This is a genomic window from Paractinoplanes durhamensis, from assembly GCF_016862175.1.
Lineage (GTDB): Bacteria > Actinomycetota > Actinomycetes > Mycobacteriales > Micromonosporaceae > Actinoplanes > Actinoplanes durhamensis.
The window spans coordinates 189743-210183 of the sequence record NZ_BOML01000005.1; the positions used below are offsets into that span (position 1 = coordinate 189743).

Consider the following 20441-nt stretch of genomic DNA (forward strand, 5'->3'; position numbering starts at 1 on the left):
GAATCGTTGGGTGTGACCCCTGTTGCTGAGCGAAGCTGGGGGACGTCAACTGACGGGCCGGTTGGGACGCCCCACGGCTGATGCGAGAGGGTGGGGGCATGAACGAGCTGACGATGCGCGGTGGTGGATCCTTCGACGACCAGGTCTACGAGCGGCTCCTCCGGGAGCGGATCATCTTCCTGGGCAGCGAGGTGAACGACGAGGTCACCAACCGGATCTGCGCGCAGATGCTGCTGCTGGCCTCGAACGACAGCGAGCGGGACATCGCGCTCTACATCAACTCGCCGGGCGGCTCGATCAGCGCCGGCATGGCGGTGTACGACACGATGCAGTACATCAAGAACGACGTGGCCACCATCGCGCTCGGCATGGCCGCCTCGATGGGCCAGTTCCTGCTGTGCGCGGGCGCCCCCGGCAAGCGCTACTCCCTGCCGCACGCCCGGGTGATGATGCACCAGCTCTCCGGCGGCATCGGCGGCACCGCGGCCGACATCGCCATCCAGGCCGAGAGCATGCTGCACGTCAAGCACGTGATGAACGAGCGGATCGCGTTCCACACCGGGCACACCGCCGAAGAGATCGAGCGTGACGCCGACCGCGACCGCTGGTTCACCGCCGACGAGGCCAAGGCGTACGGGATGGTCGACCACGTGATCAGCCGGGCCAGCGACGTGGTGGCTCTGCCCGCCTGACCAGTTGTTTCACCGGGCGCGCGGCCGTTGCCGCGCGCCCTTTGTGTGGCCTGTGGGAGATCGGGGTATAGGCGTGTCATCCCCCACAACGTCAAGGAGGTACTGACGTGAGGCTCCCGACGTTCTCTCGCCAGACCGAGACCGAGACCGCGGAGGCGGACCGCCCGAGCACGGCGGGCCCCGTCACCACCACTACCTCACCGGTCCGGCCCCGGACCGACGACACCACGGCCGACCTGCGGCCGGCCGACCGCACCGTGACCCCGCCGCCCCCGCCGACCGCCGTGAAGCGCTGGCCGGAGAACCGGGACACGGCCGAGATCGACAAGGTGCCGGCCGTCGTCGAGAAGCCGGCCCCGGTCGTCACCGGACCCAAGCCGCGGGCCAGCCTGCTCGCCACGCTCGGGCTGATCCTCAGCGTCGCGGCCGTGCTGCTGGTGCTCTCCGGGCCGCTGCTCGGCTACGGCATCGGCGTGGCCGGTCTGGCCCTGATTCTCTCGCTGAGCGGCATCCACGCCACCGGCAAGCGGCACGTGGCCGGCAAGACCGACGCCCTCATCGGCATGGTGCTCTCGCTCGGCGCGATCGTGCTCGGCGTGCTCGCCCTGACCGGCTCGCTCTACTGGCTGGGCACCGATGTGCAGCCGGTGAACAACCTGCGTGAGTGGCTTGATTCACAGTTTGTCAACCGTTTCTGACGGGCATTGGATCGTTCGTGGTCAGCGGTTCGCGACCACGACATTCCTCGGAGGGCGGCTCAATGGTGAGCCGCCCTTCGGCGTTTGCAACGAATCTCCGGCTGTCCTGAAAATGACGCAACGAATCGCTGCGGAACGCATGATCGAGCCATGGGTCCGTACGTCCGAACGGCCCTAGCGTTTGAGTCATGCGCCGATACCTGATGTGCCGCCCCACCCACTTCGCGGTCACGTACCGGATCAACCCGTGGATGGACCCCACGGCGCCGTACGACAACGCCCTCGCCGTCCGGCAGTGGGAGACGCTCCGGCAGACCTACCTCGACCTGGGTCACACCGTCGAGCTGATCGACCCGCTGCCCGGCCTGCCCGACATGGTGTTCGCGGCGAACGGCGCCACCGTGGTCGACGGCCGGGTGCTGGCCGTGCAGTTCCGCGACGCCGAGCGGGCCGACGAGGCCCCGGCCTACGCGGCCTGGTTCCGCGAGCGCGGCTTCGACGTCACCGAGCCCAAGCACACCAACGAGGGCGAGGGCGACATCCTGCTCGCCGGGGACGTGCTGCTGGCCGGCACCGGCTTCCGCACCTCGCACGCATCGCACGCCGAGACCCAGGAGGTGCTGCAGCGGCCGGTGATCACCCTGCAGCTGGTCGACCCGGCCTACTACCACCTCGACACCGCGCTCTGCGTGCTCGACGACACCAACATCGCCTACCTGCCGTCGGCGTTCTCGCCCGGCTCGCAGGCCGTGCTCCGCCAGCTCTACCCGCACGCGGTGATCGCGAATGCGGAGGATGCCGCGGTATTGGGCCTCAACGCGGTCAGTAACGGCCGTACCGTGGTCCTGCCGGTCCAGGCCACCCACCTGGCCGCTGAGCTGCAGTCGGCCGGCTACCAGACCGTCGGGGTCGACGTCTCCGAGCTGCGCAAAGCCGGTGGCGGCCCCAAGTGCTGCACGTTGGAGGTCAGGGCATGACCGCCTGCACCAAGCGGCACGTGGGTGAGCTGCACGCCCAGGCCGCAGGCGAGGGCCAAAAGGGCATGCCTAAAGGAGGCACAGCATGACAAGTGTCGACACGCGTACGGCCATCGCTTTGGCGGACGCTGAGCGCTGGACCGCACACAACTACCACCCGCTGCCGGTCGTGGTGGCCGAGGCCGAGGGGGCCTGGGTCACCGACGTCGACGGGCGCCGCTACCTCGACTTCCTGGCCGGTTACTCGGCGCTCAACTTCGGGCACCGGCACCCCGGCCTGATCGCGGCCGCGCACGCCCAGCTCGACCGGGTCACGCTGACCAGCCGGGCGTTCGTGCACGACAAGTTCGCCGACTTCTGCCACGGGCTCGCCGAGCTCTGCGGAAAAGACCTGGTGCTGCCGATGAACACCGGCGCCGAGGCGGTGGAGACCGCGATCAAGGTGGTCCGCAAGTGGGGCTACCAGGTCAAGGGCGTGCCGGACGGGCAGGCCGAGATCATCGTGGCGGCGGGCAACTTCCACGGGCGTACGACGACGATCATCAGCTTCTCCACCGACCCGGACGCCAAGGCCGACTTCGGGCCGTACACCCCGGGCTTCACGATCGTGCCGTACGGGGACCTGGCCGCGCTGGCCGACGCCTTCACGCCCAACACCGTGGCCGTGCTGATGGAGCCGATCCAGGGCGAGGCCGGCGTGCTGGTGCCGCCGGAGGGCTACTTCGGCGGCGTCCGGGAGCTGTGCGACGCGCACCACGCCCTGTTCGTGGCGGACGAGATCCAGTCCGGCCTGGGCCGTACCGGCCGCACGTTCGCGATCGAGCACGAAGAGGTCGTGCCGGACATGTACGTGCTCGGCAAGGCCCTCGGCGGCGGCATCGTGCCGGTCTCCGCGGTGGCCGCCAACTCCGACGTGCTCGGCGTGCTCAAGCCGGGCGAGCACGGCTCCACCTTCGGCGGCAACCCGCTGGCCTGCGCGGTCGGTGCCGAGGTGGTGCGCCTGCTGGCCACCGGCGAGTTCCAGAAGCGCTCGGAGGAGCTCGGCGACCGCCTGCACGCCGGGCTCAACGCGCTGATCGGCAAGGGTGTGCTCGCGGTGCGCGGGCGCGGCCTGTGGGCCGGGGTCGACATCGACCCGGCGCTGATGACCGGCCGGCAGGCCTGCGAGCGGCTCGCCGAGCGTGGCGTGCTGGCCAAGGACACCCACGGGTCGACGATCCGCCTGGCCCCGCCGCTCGTGGTGACGGCGGAGGAGCTGGACCACGCGGTGGCCCAGCTGGCCGCCATCCTTTAGCGCTCGAATTTACGCAGGGCCATCGTCGGGGCCTCGCCCATCACCGAGGCCGGCTGGACGACCCCGCCGGTGGCCCACATCTTCGACCGGCCCACGTTGACCCCGGCGTACAGCTCCACCACGTCCGCCGGGGCCAGCGGGCGGCTCTCACTGCGGCCCAGCGTCACGCGCTCGTCGTCGTCGCTCGAGCCGCCCGGGCGGATGCCGGAGCCGTTCGTGCTGACGTCCTGCACGGTCAGCGTGCCGTCCTCGCGCAGCGTGAACTTCACGTGCCCGCGGCTGATCCACTTCCGGGCGTCCTCACTCAGCCACTGGCCGAGCATCACGCCCTGGCCGCCCTCCGGGGCCCGGCCGACCACCACCGGCGACTCGGTGGAGACCACGAATCGCTTGCGGACGACGCCGTCGATGCGGACCGACAGCACCTCCACCGCCGGGCGCGGGCCCGCGTCCTTGAGCTTCGCGCCGTGCCGGGGGCAGGTCGGCGCCCCGGCCCGCAGCGCAGGCGGCGGCTGGGCGACCGGGCTGGTGTAGGTGCGCATGTCGGCGAACGGGCTGTCGGTGTCGATGCCCGTGCCGAAGCTCGTGCAGTTGGACTCCGGGCAGCTCCACACCCGGGCCAGCAACCGCTCGGCCATCGGGGTGCGCTCGGCCTGCTTGCCCGGGTCGCCGCGGCCCACCCGGGAGACCAGCACCGGGGTGCCGCCCTCGCCGGCCACCGCGGCCAGCAGCCGGCCCGGCTCGTCCACCCACTGGCGGCGGCCGCGGAACTGCTCGCCCCGGGTGCGGGTGAGCACCGGCACGCCGAGCATCTCGGCCACCTCGAAGACCCGGTCGTCGAGCACCGGGACCACCTCGACCTTGCCGTCGTCGGCCCAGCGGCGGATCACCATCCGCTCGTTCGAGGTCAGGTCGGTGTCGGAGAGCAGGCCCCGCGGGGACACCACGTAAACCGGCACATTCTCCTCGGCGAAGTAGCGACCGAGGGCGTCGACGACCAGACCGAGGCGCACCGAACTGGCCGGGCGACCGCCGTCGAGGTCGGCGTAACGCACGATCTCCGACAGGTCGACCACCGCGCGCGCCAGCGCCGGATCGGTGGACAGCCGCGCCTCGATCGCATCGAGGACCTTGCTGACCTCGAATCTCACGGATCCTCCAGGTGTTCTTGCCTCGGCCCCATCATGCCGTACCCGGAAGGTGCCGTTTGCCCAGCGGCCCGGTCGGGAATTGATGTAGATGAGCCGGAGCCCACATCCCCCTTGCTCCGGCAACGTCAGGGAGGACGTACATGCGGACACCACGGCTCACCGGGCTGGGTCTCGCGACGGTGGCCACGGCCGCCTTCGCGATGGCCGGGTGCGACAACGGCAGCGCTACTCCTGCCTCCAGTGCGCCGGCGCCGAGCGTGGCGGCCGGCCCCTCCTCGGGCGCCGCCGATGCGGGCGCGGTCTCGGCCCTGTCGAAGGCGACAGCCCTGCTCGGCACGACCAGCTTCGGCCTCACCGCGACCTCCGGGACGGGCTTCAAGCTGACCGGCGCGATCGACGCGCCCGGTGGCAAGGGGACCGCCCAGCTCACCGCGAGCGGGCCGAACGCCGAGATCAACATCAAGACGCTGCTGATCGGCAACGACCTCTACGCCCAGGTTCCCGGGATCACCAAGGCCGGCACCTGGACTCACCTCGACGGCTCCCGGCTGCCGGCCGGGACCACCATCGGCCTGCGGCCGAATCAGATCGACCCGGTGGGTACGGCCAATTTGCTCGGCGCCGCCACCGACGTCAAGGAGACCGGCACCAACACGTACGCCGGTTCGCTCGATCTCACCAAGGCGGCCGGTCTCGCCGGCCTGAGCCAGGTGACCATCGACGGGTACGGCACCGCCGCCCAGAACGTGCCGTTCACCGCGACCCTCGACGACCAGGGCCGGCTGTCCAAGCTGACCATCACGGTCCCGCAGGGTGACCCGATCGACGTGACCTACGCCGATTACGGTGCGCCGGTGAACGCCACCGCCCCGGCCGCCGCCGAGGTGACCGAAGCGCCGGACAGCTTCTACAGCTCGCTCGGCTCCTGAGACCGCCGGCGGGCGGTCCAGTCCGTGCCCAGCGGACGGACCGCCGGCCGGTTCTCCTCGATCCACGCGTCGATCCGGGCCCACCAGTCGTAGAGCCAGGCCACCCGCTCCTCCTCGCCGGCCGGCACGTCCTCCGGCTCGACGCTCCAGAACCGCATGATGAGCTGCTTGTCCATCGGCAGCTCGCGCCACACGTCGGCGACCGTCACCATCCGGTCGAGCCCGGTGTGCGCCACGAAGATCACCCCGGCGTCCGGGGCCGCGTCGATCGCCGCGGACAGGCCACCCGGCTTCGGCGGCAGCAGATTGCGCAGCTTCGCGGCCCGGGTCGCCTCGTCGAACAGCCCACGGGACCGCAGCCACTCGATCGCCCGGACCTTGCGCCGGGGCGTGAAGTTGCCGCCCTCCGGGAAGATCACGAACGCGTCGTTCTCGTCCAGGCCGACCGCGAGCTCGCCGACCTCGTCCTCCAGGCTCTTGCGCCCCGGGGCGGCTCGGCCCGGCATGATGAAGCGGCTCGGCAGGCGGTTGAGCAGCACGTCCACCGCCGGGTCCCACTGCAGGGTCGCCTTCAGCACGATCCGCGGCTCGCGGTCGAACCAGTTGACCAGCCCGTGGATCAGGATGAACGAGTCGCCCGGCCCGGCGTGCCGGCTCACCACGATCTCCGGTCGGCCCGGGATCGCCGTGTCCGGGTCGGTGCCGACCACGTCCACGGTCAGGTGCAGTGACCAGCGGGCCAGCCAGAACAGCACGCCCAGGAACTTGCCGGTCAGCACGTAGTGGGCGCGCTGAAAGGCCGGGCCGCGGATCCTCCAGCCGAAGCCGGACGCCACCCACAGCGCGGCCAGCGCCACCAGGGCGGCGGCGTCCCAGACCACGTAGACGATGGCCAGGAAGACCAGGCGGGGCACCCGCAGATGGCCCGGCACCAGCGGCGACGCCGCGAGTGCGAGCAGCAGCCAGACCGGGAGGGTGGTGAGCAGCCCGATCGCGAGCAGCACCACGAACGGCGCGAAGATCAGCCGGCGGACCCAGACCGGAGGCAGCGGCATCAGCTGTCGCCTGGCCTTTCTCTCCCGGGCAGCGGATGCACGTTGGCGTGCAGGTAGCGGCGGGAGGCGACGTAGGCGCGGCTGATCCGGCGGCCGACCGCGGCCATGTCGCGGTAGGCCCACGGCGAGTCGTCGCGGCCCTCGCCACTGCCGCTCGGCAGGACATGCACCCGTACATCGTCGGGCAGCGCGGCAAGCTCGCGCGCGAACCGATGCCGGCGGGCGATCTCGAACGCCACCTGTGCCACCTCCCACGGCCGGCGGGGCACGCTGAGCGGGCGCTCCACCCGCCCCACCTGGAGCACGAAGATCAGTTTCGCACCGACCCGGACGGCCTCGCCGATCGGAATCGAGTTGACGATGCCACCGTCCACATAGTGCTCCCCGTCCATCTCCATCGGGGGCAGCAGACCCGGCACCGCCGACGACGCCAGGACCGCGTCGACCAGCGGCCCGCTGTCGAACCAGTGCTCGGCGGCCCGCTCGATGCTGGCCGCACAGCAGCGGAACGGAATCTTCAGGTCGCCGAACGTGGTGTGCTCGCCCAGCTCACTCTCCAGCAGGCGGCGCAGCGGCATCGGCGAGTGCAGGTGGGTGCGGGCCGCGAACCGGCGCACCTGGCGCCCGATCGAGTCGCCGTAGACGGCGGCCGCCTCCGGCGACGTCCACAGCCGGACCAGCCGGTCGGTGACCGACTCGCTGGGGTCGGCCGCGACCAGGGCGCCGTTCACCGCGCCGATCGACGTGCCGACCACCACGTCCGGCCGGAAGCCGGCTCGGAACAGCGCCCGCAGCATCCCCACCTCGACCGCGCCGAGAACACCGCCACCACCGAGCACGAACGCCACCGAACTGTCGACCATGACCTCATCGTGTCACGATCCACTGGCGTCCCCACCTCTGCTTTTGACCCTCAGCCGTGTCATCATCGTCGCCGTGACCCTTCCGCGCCGCGCCGTCCTCGCCGCCGGACTGGCCGCCGGCCTCGCCGGCTGCGGCCGGGCCGCCTCGACCACCCCCACCTGGGGCGAACCGGTGGCCACGTCGGAACCGCTGGCCGCCGCCGCGGGCCCGTCGGCGGCTGCCCGGCCCACGACCGCCGCCACCCGGTCGGCCCCGGCGCCCTACGGCGCCAAGGTCAAGGACACCCTGACGAAATATCTGAAACCCACCAAGGACAACCCCAAGCATCCGGGGTACGCCGGTGCGGTCGCGCTCGTCATGCAGGACGGCAGCACCCGGATGACCACGGCGGTCGGGCACGCCCTGCGCTACGGAGCCGGCCCGGTCGACCTGCCCGCGGCCAAACGCGTGGCGATGCGCACCGACTCGATCTTCGACCTGGCCTCGCTCACCAAGGTCTACACCGCGATCCTCACGCTGCAGCTCGTCGACCAGGGCAAGATCGCGCTGGACGCGCCCGTGCTGAAGTACCTGCCCGACTTCACCGGCGCCGGCAAGGACAAGATCACGGTGGCGATGCTGCTGGCGCACACCAGCGCGCTGCCGGTCGGCGCCAAGGTGACCGGCTTCGCCGGCAACACCGCGCGCTGGCAGTCGGTGATGACGACGCCGCTGGTCAAGGGCGGGGTCCCCGGCACCACGTTCCGCTACTCCAGCACCGGGCTCATGGTGCTGGGCCGGCTGGTCGAGAAATTCACCGGCAAGTCCCTGGACAAGGCACTGCGCGACAACCTGACCACCCCGCTGGGCCTGAAGGACACCGGCTTCCAGCCGCTGAAGTGGGTCGCCGACAAGCAGCGCCTGGTGGCCACCGATGCCCGCACGTCCCGTGGCCTGCTGCGCGGCACCGTCCACGACGACGTGTGCAACACCCTGGGCGGGGTGGCCGGCCATGCCGGCGTCTTCGGCACCGCCCGCGACGTGGCGGTGATCGGCCAGATGCTGCTGAACGGCGGCACCTACCACGGCAAGCGCATCCTGTCGGCCGCAACGGTCAAGCAGATGCTGACCGACGTGAACAAGGGCAAGCCGGCCATCGACGCCGAACGCCCGGGCCGCTCCGCCGACCACGGCCTCGGCGTGGAGATGAACCAGCCGTGGTTCATGGGCAAGCTGGCCTCGGCCACGGCCTTCGGCCACACCGGCTTCACGGGTACGTCGTTGCTGGTGGTCCCGGCCCGCCAGACGGTGGTGGTGCTGCTGACCAACCGCGCCCACCCGAACTGGTCATGGTCCAACCCCGACACCCACCGCGTCGCCGTGCACAACGCCATCGCCGGCTGAGCCGCCGTGGCGATCGGGTGCTCAGGTTTTGAATTTGCCACGCACGCAGAATGAAGTCAGGGCCAGGGCCAGCTCTGCTGGGCCCCGGCCCGGCCTCGGCGTGAGCGACGGTCCGTCACCCACCACCCAGGCACGACATCCTGATTTTGACCTTCTAGGGCAGCGCCTTCACCAACTTGCCGTTCTGGAGCTGGAACTCCCAGCTGTAGAACTTGTCCCAGTTGATGCTCCAGGTCATCAGGCCGCGGAAGCTGGGGTTGGTGCCGCTGCGGACCGTGTAGCCGCCGCAGTTCGCGCCGCTCACCAGGCAGCCGACCGCCTGCTGGACCGCCGCCGGAGCCACGTAGCCGTTGCCGGCGCTCACCGAGCTCGGAGCGCCGAACGCCACCTGGTCCTCGCGCAGCGCGGGGAAGGCGTTGGCGGTGTTGCCGGCCACCGGGAAGCCGGCCAGCAGCATGTCGGTCATGGCGATGTGGAAGTCGGCTCCGCCCATCGAGTGGTACTGATTGTCCAGGCCCATGATCGAACCGGAGTTGTAGTCCTGGACGTGCAGGATCGTCAGGTCGTTGCGCAGGGCGTAGATCACCGGGAGGTAGGAACCCGCCCTCGGGTCCTGGCCACCCCACGGGCCGGAGCCGTAGTACTGGTAGCCGAGCTGGACGAAGAACGTCTCGGGGGCCATGGTCAGCACGAAGTTGGTGCCGTAGCGGGCCTTCAGGCTCTTCAGGGCGCTGATCAGGTTGACGATCACCGGGGTGGTCGGGTTCTTGAAGTCGGTGTCGCCGGTGTTCAGGGACAGCGAGTGGCCCTCGAAGTCGACGTCCACGCCGTCCAGGCCGTATTTGTCGATGATCGCGCTCACCGAGCTGACGAACGTGTCGCGGGCCGCGGTGGTGGTCAGCTGGACCTGGCCGTTGGCGCCGCCGATGGAGAGCAGGACCTTCTTGCCGGCCGCCCGCTTCGCCTTGATCGCCGCGATGAAGGCGGCCTCGGTCTCGACGCCGGGGCACTCGGTCGCGGGGCAGAGCGTGAAGCGGATGTCGCCGGAGGTGGCGCTGGTGGGCTCGCCGAAGGCCAGGTTGATGATGTCCCAGTCGGCGGGGACGTCGGCCATCCGCAGGTAGCCGGAGCCGTTCGCGAAGCTCGCGTGCAGGTAGCCGATGAGGGCGTGCTTCGGGATGCCGCCGACCGGGGAGCTGGTCGGCGGAGTCGTCGGCGCCGTGGTGGGCGTCGTTGTCGGGGGTGCCGTCGTGGGGCTGGTGGTCGGCGGCGTCGTGCCCCCGCACACCCCGCTGTCTGCCCATACGTCCCACTGGCCGGAGTGGGTCGCCGGGGATTCGTTCTGCGTCCACCACTTGGCGGCGTAGTTGTGGCCGTTCTGCGAAGCGGAGTTGCCACCGACGTAGACCTGGGCGGCGCTCCAGGCGGGCGCGCACGCGGTGGCGGCGCTCGCGGTCGAGGCGAGGTAGACGGTCGTGCCGCCCGCGGCGAGGACGGCGGCCATGACGATGATCATCGATCGGCGCATGGCCAATTATTAGGATTATTAACTGTAGTTGTAAAGAGTCAGCTGCCGTGCCCGAACTCCGCGCGGTCCAGGTAGCCGTCGTGGTTGTCGTCGATCATCCGCTTCTCGAAGACGCCGTCGTGGTCCTTGTCGTAGTCGGCGAAGTCGACCCGGTTGTCGAGGTCGGTGTCGTGGCCGATGAAGTCGACCTTTCCGTCGCCGTCGAGATCGACCAGGATCTCGGCGCCGCCGTGCCCGTCACCCCGGTAGGTGGCCGCGTCCAGATGGCCGTCGCCGTCGGCGTCGACCCGGTTGTGATAGCCCTTGGGGGCGGCGGCCTGTGTCACCGCCGCGGTGGCGTGCCGGACCGCCTCGTCGAGGCCGATCGACGGAGCGTCGCCCAGCCCCTGCACGGCCGGCAGGCCGTCGAGGTCGGGGTGATCGGGATGGTCGCCCGCCCCCGCCCGCCCTTCGGGCACCTGGGCAGCCGCCATCGCGGCCGCCGTGCCGAACTCCGACCACATGCCGAGGTCGTCGCCGTCCGCGTCCTGTTGGGTCATGCCTAGACGGTACGGCGTTCAGTCCAGTTCGGGCATCGCCACCGGGTGTGGTCTCGGCCGGCAGGTGCCGCATTGCACGGCGTCCTCCACGACGAGCGCCTCGACCCGTTGCCGGATCTCGGAACGACTCACCTGGAGAAGGTAGGGCCCGAAGCGGGCATGGTCGGGACAGACGGCACGCCCGCAGAAGCGGCAACTCGCACGGGCGGCCTCGGCACAGAACCAGCAGAGCATCGGCTCCCCTTCCGATGCCTCAGACATTACCTATGCCGAGGGGCTCTCCTGTACCTGTGAGACCGACGGATTGGTTCCGGTGTCCTCCGGGGTCGGAGTGGTCGTCGGAGCCGTGGTGGCGGCGGTGGTCGGTGCGGTCGTCGGCGCCGTCGTCGGCCTGGTGGTCGGGTTCGTGGTCGTCGGCGGCCGGATCGTGGTGGGCCGGGTCGTCGGGGCCCTCGTCGTGGTGGTGGCCTCGGTCGGCTCGGTGGTCGAGTCGCCGGTGGCGGCCGGGTCGGCCGTCGCGCTGGTGGCGGCGCTCACCGACGGCACCACGCTCGCCGACGGGTCCACGGTCGCCGCATCGGACGGGACCGGCTCCTCGCTGGGCGTGGCCTCCTCCGACGGCTGGGTGACCTCGACGCCGTCGCCGCAGCTCAGCTTGGCACCGTTGCCCTCGGTGGCGGCGCCGGCGACGGACACCTTGCCGGTCGAGACGGTGACCGCGCTCGGGTCCACCGAATACCAGGCGGCACCGGCGTTGGTCACCTTGCCGTCGGGACGGGTCACGCTCAGGACGAGCGGGTTGAACGCCCCGCTCGTGCCGGTGGTGTCGGCCAGCACCCGGCCGGCCTGCAGGGTGAGGCCGCCGCGCGGGGTCTGGTGCCGGCCACCGTCGACGGACAGGGCGCTGACCATGATCCGCGAACTCGCGCAGAGCACGGTGACGCCGCCGCCCGGGAAGGTGAGCCGGGCCGTCGACTGGGCCGGCACGTCGACCTCGGTGCCCTGGTTCAGGTAACGCTCGCCGCCCGGCTCGACCGTGATCAGGTCGCCGTCGTCGCCCTGGGTGGTGGCGCGGCCCTGGTCGACGGTGATCAGCACCCGGTCGCGGGGCATCTCGGCCCAGGCCGGCCCGGGCCGGAAGCTGATCACGGTGAACACCAGGGCGATCACCAGCAGCACCACGGTGAGCCACCAGAGGCGGCTCTCGAAACGACGGTCGACCGACTGGTTGTCGTGCCCCTCCGGCGGGCCGGGCGGAACGGCGAGCGGCGGGTACGCGTCCGGGGCGGGCGCGCCGGGCCGGAGCCCGCCGTTGACCGCGACCACCGGCATCGGCGAACCGGGCCGGTGGGTGGCACCGACCAGCGGGGGCAGGTCGGAGGCGTCCGGGAGGACCCAGAGGCGGACCGTGGTCAGGGTCTGCGCCACCATGCCGGGGCTGCCGTCGCCGACCGGGCCGACCAGGGTGCCGCGGCGCAGCTCGGTGCCGTCGGCCATGGCGATCACGCCGGACTCGACCACCACCGCGTGGGTGGGGCCGGGCAGGATCACCGGTGCGCCCGGCTCGAGGTCGACCGGGTGCGCCGAGGCGATCAGCGCGAGCCGCTGGTCGACCGCGAGGCCGGAGAGCGCGGGGGTGTCGGCGAACAGCGACTCGGCCTCGGCGCGGTCCTGCGGCGGCGGGCCGGGCAGCGGCCCGACCACGGTGGCCACGGTGGCGCTCGGGATGTAGAGCAGGCTGGTGCCGGACGTGTACCAATCGAGCTGGGTGGCCCGGCCGGTGAGCGCGTTGACCAGGCCGACGACCCCGCCGGGGCCGACGTGGTGGCGGACCGTGCCGGGCGGATCGCCGGGCTTACGGGCGGTCAGCGCGCCCTCGACCACGACGTAGACGGCCGACTGCGAGCCACCGGCCAGGATCAGCGGGCGGCCGGTGGACGGGTGCTCCCAGCGGGCCCGGGCGGCCAGGCCCTGCAGCGCCGGCTCGGGCAGGCCGCCGAGGTCGGAGGCGCGCAGCGCGGCGAGCCGGCGCGGGCTGTCCGCCTCGCGGTCGCCCTCGGCACTGCGCTGCCGGGAGCGGCGCCACCAGCGGGTCAGCCGGCCGAGCAGGAAGAAGACGGCGGGTGCGCCGAGGCCGAGCACCACGAGCAGGAGCAGCAGGCCGCCGAACAGCCCGGTCTGCCACAGGCCGGTGGCCAGGCCGGAGACCCGGTCCTCCCAGATCCGGAAGGCCAGCACCGCGGCGACCGCGAGCCAGGCCACCGAGAGAATGCCGTAGAGCGCCACCAGCCGGCCCTCGCGGTCGAGCACCGACCAGCGCGGCGGGCGGCCGCGCAGCCGGGCGCCGACCCAGGCGAGACCGCGGGCGCGCAGCTGCGGGATCTCCAGCCAGTCCATCAACAGGTACTGCCCGTCGAGCGGCAGGAACGGGCTGAGCTGGAAGAAGGCGTTCAAATACCACAAAAAGGCGAGCTTGAAGGCCAGGCCGCCGAGGGCCGGTACGGCCAGGCCGCCCAGCTGGACCAGCGCGCCGAGCAGCAGCGCGCTGCCCGGTCCGGCCGCGGCCACCAGCATCCGGGCCCGGCGGCCGGCCATCCACACGTCGGTGGTGTCCACGAAGAACGACGGGATGCCGAAATAGACCAGCAGGCCGGCGGCCGGGACCTCGCGGCCCGCGGCCTTGGCGGCCAGCGCCCGGGCCAGCTCGTGCGTGCCCAGCACCAAGCCGTTGAGCACGACCAGGACGATCGCGCCGACCAGGTAGGAGTCGCCGGTCAGGAACAGCGACCGGCTGCCGCGTGACCAGGTGGCCACGAACAGCCCGAGGCCGAGGACGGCGAGGATGCCGGTGGCCCAGAACGCGGCGGTGCTGAAGAAGAACCGGCCGCCGGCCCGGTAGAGCGCGGTGACCAGGCTGTCGACGTCGAAGACGAGCATCCGGCGGCCGCGCGCGGCGGCCAGCATCGAGTTGCCGACGCGCTCCGGCAGCGCCTTGCGCCGGGTCTCCTCGACCGGACGGAACGCGTCCATCGGCAGCTCGTCGAGCATCCGGTTGCCGGCCAGGTCGGCCACCACCCGGCGGACCTGGTCGGGGGCGAGCCGGCCGGCGATGCGGGCGAACTCGGCGACCAGGCGGGCGACCGTGTTCTCCCCGTCCATCAGCAGGGCGAGCTGCCACTCCTCGGGGGTGAGGCGCAGATAGCCGGCCCGGGTGCCGGTGTCCGGCGAGCGCAGCATGATGTACGCCTCGCCACGGGCAGAGGTCAGCTGAACAGCCTCGATGCCGGCTCGCAGGACGGGCCGCGCCCGGACCGGGTTGAGCCGGTCGACGACAGCACCCCACAGACCGGGGTCGACGGGGCCACCGGGCTCACCCGGAGCCCGTCCGGCCAGGGCTTCCCAGACGTTCATCCGGGTCTCGACGTAGGTCACCTGAGCGGCCTCTCCATGCTCGGTGGCGGGGGAGCCGCCGATAGCGGATTGGAGATTAAGCGCTTGGCCGTGACCTGCGCGAGTCCTCGGTGACTAAAAGAGCCGCTTGTCCCGAATGTTCCTGGATAACGGCATAGCCAAACGTGCGGCGGGCGGCGTGACAACCCCCTTGTCACACCGCCCGCCGCAGCGGGGAGGGATTTCTGGTCCGTGGTGTCAGTCGGCCTCGGACAGGGTGACCGTGACCTGCTTCTTGGCACCGTTGCGGGTGAAGTCGATGGTCATCTTCTGCCCGACGGTGCCGCCCTGCACGGCGGCGACCAGGTCGTCGGAGCCATCGATGGTCTTGCCGTCCACCGCGGTGACGACGTCGCCCTGCTGGAGACCGGCCGTGGCGGCCGCGCTCTTGGCGGTGACGGTGCTGACCAGAGCGCCGCCGTTCTCCGCGTCGGTGACGCTGACGCCGAGGGCCGGGTGGCTGACCTTCTTGCCCGCCATCAGGTCGTCGGCGACCTGCTTGGCCTTGTCGCTCGGGATGGCGAAGCCGAGGCCGATGTTGCCGGAGCTCGAGCCCTGGGTGGCGATCGCCGAGTTGATGCCGATGACCTCGCCGTTCGTGTTGACCAGGGCGCCGCCCGAGTTACCCGGGTTGATCGGCGCGTCGGTCTGCAGCAGGCCGGACATCGTGGTCGCGCCGGACGACTGCTGCTGGTTGTTGCTGCCGAACGGGCTCTGCTGCTGGTTTTCCTCGCTGCTGGACTGGATGGTGCGGTCCTTGGCGCTGAGGATGCCGGCCGTCACCGAGCCCTCCAGGCCGAGCGGGCTGCCGATCGCCAGCACCGTGTCGCCGACCTGCATGTCGGCGCTCTTGCCGAACTTCGCGGCCTTCAGGTCCGAGACGCCGGTCGCCTTGACCACGGCGAGGTCGGTGCGCGCGTCGGTGCCGACGATGGTGGCCTGGGCCTTCTTGCCGTCGGCGAAGATGACCGTGACGGTCGAGCCCTGGGCGGTGGCGACCACGTGGTTGTTGGTCACGATGTAGCCGTCGGCGGAGAGGATCACGCCGGAGCCCTCACCGGACTCGGTGGTGATCGAGACGACGCTGTCCTGCACGGCCGAGGCGATCTCCGCCAGCGAGGACCGGTCCACCACCCGGGTGACCGACGAGTTGCCGGTCTGCACCTTCGGGCTGCTGCCGTTGTCGTCGAAGGCCAGTGCCGTGGCGGCGCCGACCCCACCCGCACCGAGCGCGATCAGCACGGCGGCGGCGCCGGCCACGAAGATCTTGCGACCCCGGCCGGAGGACGGCGGGCGCTGGTCGGTGCCGACCGGCACCGCCCAGGCGGGCTGGCCCTCGGCGTTCTGCCAGGGCTGCTGGCCGGGCTGGTCACCCTGCCAGGTCGCCTGCCCCTCGATGGCCGGCTGCGCGGTGGTCGGGGTGGCGGTGCCGGACCAGGCGCCCGCACCGGCGTAGGACGGCTGCTGGGCATACTGCTGGTAACCGGGGTGCTGGCCGTAACCGGCGGGCGGCGGGTAGCCCGGGTTCGGCTGGTAGCCGGCGGGCTGTTGCCACGGCGAGTGCGGCGGCTGCGGCGGCTGTTGCGGCCACGGCGTGCCGGACTGCGGGGCGCTCGACACGGGGGCACTCCACTGCGGGGCCGCGGCGGCGGCCGGCTGTGCGGCGGTTGCCGCATGCTCGGACTGTCCCCGCTCCGGGCTGCTGCTCTCGGCGGAGGCGTCCACGGGGCGCGGGTCGGTCTCGTTCTCGTTCATGGGGACTAGATTGCCCCAGCATGCTCGGCCATACCTGTAGAGCGCCTGAACGTCTTCTGTGAGTCGAACATCGGGCGCAAAAGAGGATCAGGAGGGCGCCACGGCGGGCAGAGTGACCCGGAATGTCGCGCCCGCGCCCGGCTCGCTGTCCACCTCGACCGTGCCGTCGTGGGCGTGCACGATCGCCGCCACGATGGCGAGCCCCAGGCCGGTGCCGGTCTCGGTGCGGTCGACCCGCCGGGTGCGAGCCTCGTCGGCCCGGTAGAACCGCTCGAAGACGTGCGCCTTCTGCTCCGCGGACAGGCCGGGGCCGGTGTCCGCGATCTCGATGACGGCGCGGTTGTCCGGCGCGGCGAACAGCCGGACCACCACGGCGGCCTCCGGCGGCGTGTGCACCAGGGCGTTCGTCATCAGGTTGCCGATCACCTGCCGCAGCCGGAGCTCGTCGCCGACGGCCACCAGGTGCTCCGGCTCGTCGCGGATCTCCAGCTCGATCGAGCGGTCCGGCGCGGTCGCCCGGGCCGCGTGCACCGCGTCCAGGGCCAGCACCGGCAGCTCGACCGGGCCGAGCTCGAGCGGGCGTTCCCGGTCGAGCCGGGCGAGCAACAGCAGGTCCTCCACCAGCAGACCCATCCGGGACGCCTCGTCCTCGATCCGGCGGACCAGGCGGGCCACGTCCTCCGCACCGGTCACCGCGCCCTGGCGGTAGAGCTCGGCGAAACCGCGGATGGTGGTCAGCGGCGTCCGCAACTCGTGCGAGGCGTCCGCCACGAACTGCCGCATCTTGGCCTCGGAGCGCACCGCGCGGGACTCGGAGGCCAGCGCGGCCCCGGCCGCGTCCTTCGCGATCGCCTCGGAAGCGAGGGCCGCCGACTCGGACTCGGCCCGGGCGGTGAACGCCGCCTCGATCTGGGTCAGCATCGCGTTCAGCGCGCGGGACAGCCGGCCCAGCTCGGTGACCGGTTCGCCGTCGTGCGCCTCCGGATCGGGCACCCGCTGGGTGAGGTCGCCGGCCGCGATCGCGGCCGCCGTTCTCTCGATCTGGACGAGCGGTATCAGGCTCTGCCGGACAATGGCCGCGCCCACCGAGGCGAGTGCGATCAGCACCCCGACGCCGACCAGCACGTCGACCCAGACGATCCAGGTGATCGCCTTCTCGATCACCGACAGCTTCTCGGCGACCTGGATGACCGTGCCGGCGTTGTTGGTGTCGACCAGGACCCGCCAGTAGACCTTGCCGTTGGGCGACCGCACCGTGTATGGCTGGCCCATCACGGCGTAGACGTTCTCCAGGCCGGTCACCAGGGGCGGGAAGTCCTTCGCTTCCAGCGACCGGTCGCCGGCGATCGGGTCGTTGCGGCGCACGCCGTCGATCGAGCTGAACGACACGTAGTAGTCGCCGGGCACCGGGATGTTGCCGGCCCGGGTGCCGGCCAGGGTCTGCGCGTAGATCTGCAGCGAGTCGTCGAGCCGCTGGAGCAGGTAGTTGTGCAGCGCGTAGGTGCTGGCCGAGCTGATCAGCGTGAGTGCCGCCACCACCAGGATCAGCACCGACGCGATCAGCTTGGTCCGCAGCGACACCTGGCGCAGGCTGGGCTGCGGCGGGATCGAATTACGAACCCGCTCGGTCAGCGTCATGTCCGCGGACTCAGACCGCGGGTTTGCGCAGCACGTAGCCGACGCCACGCAGCGTGTGGATCAGGCGCGGCTGCACGTTGTCGACCTTGCGCCGAAGGTACGAGATGTACGACTCGACGATGTTGTCGTCACCGCGGAAGTCGTACTTCCACACGTGGTCCAGGATCTGCGCCTTGGAGAGCACCCGGTTGGCGTTCAGCATCAGGTAGCGCAGCAGCTTGAACTCGGTCGGCGACAGCTGCACGCGCTGGCCGGCCCGGTAGACCTCGTGCGTCTCCTCGTCGAGCTCGAGGTCGGCGAAGACCAGGCGGGACGGCTCGTCCTCACCCTGAGTGGTGCGGCGCAGCACGGCCCGGATGCGGGCGGTGAGCTCCTCGAGGCTGAACGGCTTGGTCACGTAGTCGTCGCCGCCGAGGGTCAGGCCCCGGATCTTGTCCTCGGTGCCGTCCCGGGCGGTCAGGAAGACCACCGGCGTACGCTGGCCGCCCTCGCGCATCAGCCGGATGACCTCGAAACCGTCGAGGTCAGGGAGCATGACGTCGAGAACGACCAGATCGGGTGTCGCGTTCTTCGCCGCGCTGACGGCCGCACTCCCACTGGTTGCGGTGCTGACGTCGAACCCGGCGAAGCGGAGGCTGGCGGAAAGCAGCTCGAGGATGTTCGCGTCGTCCTCGACGACGAGGAGCTTCGCTTCGCTCTGCTTGGGCTGGGTCTGAACGGCCATGGTGGCCATTCTTTATCAGTACGCTGCACCTTCGCTGCACGGTGGCTGAAAGTTGTCTGGGAAAATACCCAGCCTTTAGGCGGCCAGTCGGTAGCCGCTCGGGCCGAGCGAGGACTGCGCTGCCCGGGCCAGGGTGCGGCGGTCAGCGTCGACGGCCGGGCGCAGGGCCGGGGCGGTCACCAGGGTCACCGTGAGCGACCGTAGCGCGGCCACCCGGCGGACCGAATCCCACAGCGTGTCGTCGCCGATGAACGCGGCCGCGGTCGTGTCGTAGCGGATCGAGGCGGGAACCACCGGCGCGTTCGCGTCGATCGCCGCCTGGAACAGGGCCGGGCGGAACTGTCCCTGGTTGGCGCCGCAGAACGTCGTACCCTCCGGGAAGGCCGCCACCGTCCGGCCGGCTTTCAGCGCGGCAGTCACCTCGGCCACCGTCCTGGGCAGCGCTTTCGGACGCGACCGGTCGATGAAGATCGCGCCGGAGAGACCGGCCAGCGCGCCGATCCCCGGCCAGCCACCCACCTCGCCCTTCGCCACCAGCCGGACCGGCGCCACCGCGAGCAGCACCAGAATGTCCAGCCAGGAGACGTGGTTGGCGGCGAGCAGGCTGCCCGGCTTCATTGCCGGCCCCTGCCGCACGAGTCGAATACCGAGGACCGCGAGCATGGCCCGGGCCAGGGTCCGCAGCGCGTTTCCGCGCAGCAGCGGCACCAGCAGAAACCCTCCGAGGAGTACGCCGGCCAGGGTGACCATGCGCAGGGCCGCCAGGCCCGGGAAGGCGCGCATGTCGGCGCCGTCCCGGCAGTCGTCCCCGCACCCGGAGACGGGCTGCCACATCATCATCGTCATCGCTCCGCCCCCAGGAAGTGCCGGCGGTAGCGGGGGTCGAGCCGGTCCATCGAGAACAGCACGTAGAAGTCGGCGCACTCGAAATCGGCGTCGTAGGCCGGCTGGCCGCAGATCCAGCTGCCCAGCCGCAAGTAGCCCTTGAGCAGCGCGGGCGGCTGCGTCTTCGGGTCGCCGACCAGCTCGGTGCGCTCCAGCCAGTTGATCCGCGGGGTGACCCGCAGCGCCGGCGGCGCGAGGTGCTTCGACTGCACCCGGGCCCAGACGCCGGCCGCGGTCACGCCGCCGTCGTCCAGCGGCACCGAGGCGCAGCCGCCGAGCCAGCGCAGGTTCTTCAGGTGCATGTACCGGGCGATGCCGGCCCACATCAGGTTGACCACCGCGCCGGTGCGGTGATCCGGGTGGACGCAGGAGCGCCCGGTCTCGACCAGCTGGTCGCGAAGCGGGCTGAGCCCGCTCAGATCGAACTCGCCGTCGCCGTAGCGGCGCCCGGCCCGTTCGGCGGCCTTGGGGGGAAGCATCCGGTAGGTTCCGACCACGTCACCGGTCGCATCGTCGCGCACGATCAGGTGGTCGCAGTGTTCGTCGAACTCGTCGACATCGCGCCCCTCCACCGCACCGTGCAGGGTGGCGCCGAGTTCGCCGGCGAAGACGTCGTGGCGCAGCCGCTGCGCGGCGGCGACCTGGTTGGGGTCGTCGGCGATGAGCAGGGTGTAACCGCTGGTCCCGGTAGATGCGGGAGCGGTCAGGAGAACGGCCATGTGATCTGTGTAAGGGCGAGACCTGCCGATGGAATGTCGGCCTTGGTGGGGATGAATGGCCGAAACATGAACGCCTTGTGCTTTCGCCCACGGGCCCACGTGAGTGGCCCCGACCTAGTACGTTGATCCCTTCTCCGACCTGCCGAAAAGGAGCACCGTC

The 20441-nt window shown here is 71.2% G+C and carries 17 protein-coding genes; 6 read left to right on the forward strand and 11 right to left on the reverse strand.

Annotated features, from left to right (window positions below):
* Positions 1–98: 98 nt before the first annotated feature.
* From Adu01nite_RS02810 to rocD, 4 genes are all read left to right on the forward strand, one after another.
* A complete protein-coding gene (locus tag Adu01nite_RS02810) occupies positions 99–692 on the forward strand; it encodes an ATP-dependent Clp protease proteolytic subunit (RefSeq protein ID WP_203724608.1) in 594 nt (197 codons plus the stop codon).
* A 107-nt stretch (positions 693–799) separates the two neighbouring features.
* Positions 800–1390, forward strand: a complete 591-nt coding sequence (locus tag Adu01nite_RS02815) for a hypothetical protein (protein ID WP_203724609.1) — start codon at positions 800–802, stop codon at positions 1388–1390.
* Positions 1391–1578: 188 nt separating this feature from the next.
* Entirely contained in the window at positions 1579–2367 is a 789-nt protein-coding gene (ddaH, locus tag Adu01nite_RS02820) for a dimethylargininase (RefSeq protein WP_203724610.1), read from the forward strand.
* An 85-nt stretch (positions 2368–2452) separates the two neighbouring features.
* The gene (rocD, locus tag Adu01nite_RS02825) at positions 2453–3661 is read left to right on the forward strand and encodes an ornithine--oxo-acid transaminase (RefSeq protein WP_203724611.1); all 1209 of its coding nucleotides are present in this window, start codon (positions 2453–2455) and stop codon (positions 3659–3661) included.
* On the opposite strand, the gene Adu01nite_RS02830 is transcribed toward rocD, so the two are convergent.
* On the reverse strand, positions 3658–4812 hold the full coding sequence (locus tag Adu01nite_RS02830; RefSeq protein WP_203724612.1) for an FHA domain-containing protein: 1155 nt from the start codon (positions 4810–4812) through the stop codon (positions 3658–3660). The two genes, rocD and Adu01nite_RS02830, sit on opposite strands and share 4 nt — an antisense overlap.
* A 140-nt stretch (positions 4813–4952) precedes the next feature.
* Here Adu01nite_RS02830 and Adu01nite_RS02835 point away from each other — a divergent pair, with 140 nt between their 5' ends.
* Positions 4953–5741, forward strand: a complete 789-nt coding sequence (locus tag Adu01nite_RS02835; protein WP_203724613.1) for an LppX_LprAFG lipoprotein — start codon at positions 4953–4955, stop codon at positions 5739–5741.
* Here the strand turns inward: Adu01nite_RS02835 and Adu01nite_RS02840 are convergent.
* Together Adu01nite_RS02840 and Adu01nite_RS02845 are read right to left on the reverse strand one after the other, a co-directional pair.
* Entirely contained in the window at positions 5720–6796 is a 1077-nt protein-coding gene (locus tag Adu01nite_RS02840; RefSeq protein ID WP_203724614.1) for a 1-acyl-sn-glycerol-3-phosphate acyltransferase, read from the reverse strand. The genes Adu01nite_RS02835 and Adu01nite_RS02840 overlap by 22 nt on opposite strands.
* Complete coding sequence (locus Adu01nite_RS02845) at positions 6796–7659, reverse strand: patatin-like phospholipase family protein (protein ID WP_203724615.1); 864 nt, start codon at positions 7657–7659, stop codon at positions 6796–6798. Before Adu01nite_RS02845 ends, Adu01nite_RS02840 begins: the two co-directional genes overlap by 1 nt.
* Positions 7660–7732: 73 nt before the next feature.
* Here Adu01nite_RS02845 and Adu01nite_RS02850 point away from each other — a divergent pair, with 73 nt between their 5' ends.
* A complete protein-coding gene (locus Adu01nite_RS02850) occupies positions 7733–9043 on the forward strand; it encodes a serine hydrolase domain-containing protein (RefSeq protein ID WP_203724616.1) in 1311 nt (436 codons plus the stop codon).
* Positions 9044–9197: 154 nt separating this feature from the next.
* Here Adu01nite_RS02850 and Adu01nite_RS02855 read toward each other — a convergent pair whose 3' ends face one another.
* From Adu01nite_RS02855 to Adu01nite_RS02895, 8 genes are all read right to left on the reverse strand, one after another.
* Positions 9198–10559, reverse strand: a complete 1362-nt coding sequence (locus Adu01nite_RS02855; RefSeq protein ID WP_438871065.1) for a chitinase — start codon at positions 10557–10559, stop codon at positions 9198–9200.
* Between the two features lie 50 nt (positions 10560–10609).
* Positions 10610–11110, reverse strand: coding sequence for a hypothetical protein (locus Adu01nite_RS02860; protein WP_203724618.1), 501 nt, complete (start codon positions 11108–11110; stop codon positions 10610–10612).
* 264 nt (positions 11111–11374) lie between these two features.
* On the reverse strand, positions 11375–14542 hold the full coding sequence (locus Adu01nite_RS02870; RefSeq protein ID WP_203724619.1) for a zinc metalloprotease: 3168 nt from the start codon (positions 14540–14542) through the stop codon (positions 11375–11377).
* 216 nt (positions 14543–14758) lie between these two features.
* Complete coding sequence (locus tag Adu01nite_RS02875; RefSeq protein WP_203724620.1) at positions 14759–16315, reverse strand: S1C family serine protease; 1557 nt, start codon at positions 16313–16315, stop codon at positions 14759–14761.
* A gap of 87 nt (positions 16316–16402) precedes the next feature.
* Positions 16403–17953: a sensor histidine kinase gene (locus Adu01nite_RS02880; protein WP_203724621.1), complete on the reverse strand. Its 1551-nt coding sequence runs from the start codon at positions 17951–17953 to the stop codon at positions 16403–16405.
* A 10-nt stretch (positions 17954–17963) separates the two neighbouring features.
* Complete coding sequence (locus Adu01nite_RS02885) at positions 17964–18677, reverse strand: response regulator transcription factor (protein ID WP_275414612.1); 714 nt, start codon at positions 18675–18677, stop codon at positions 17964–17966.
* Positions 18678–18752: 75 nt separating this feature from the next.
* On the reverse strand, positions 18753–19523 hold the full coding sequence (locus Adu01nite_RS02890; RefSeq protein WP_239132089.1) for a lysophospholipid acyltransferase family protein: 771 nt from the start codon (positions 19521–19523) through the stop codon (positions 18753–18755).
* Positions 19520–20281 (reverse strand): GNAT family N-acetyltransferase, encoded by a 762-nt coding sequence (locus Adu01nite_RS02895; protein WP_203724623.1) that lies wholly within the window; start codon positions 20279–20281, stop codon positions 19520–19522. Before Adu01nite_RS02895 ends, Adu01nite_RS02890 begins: the two co-directional genes overlap by 4 nt.
* Positions 20282–20441 lie beyond the last annotated feature (160 nt).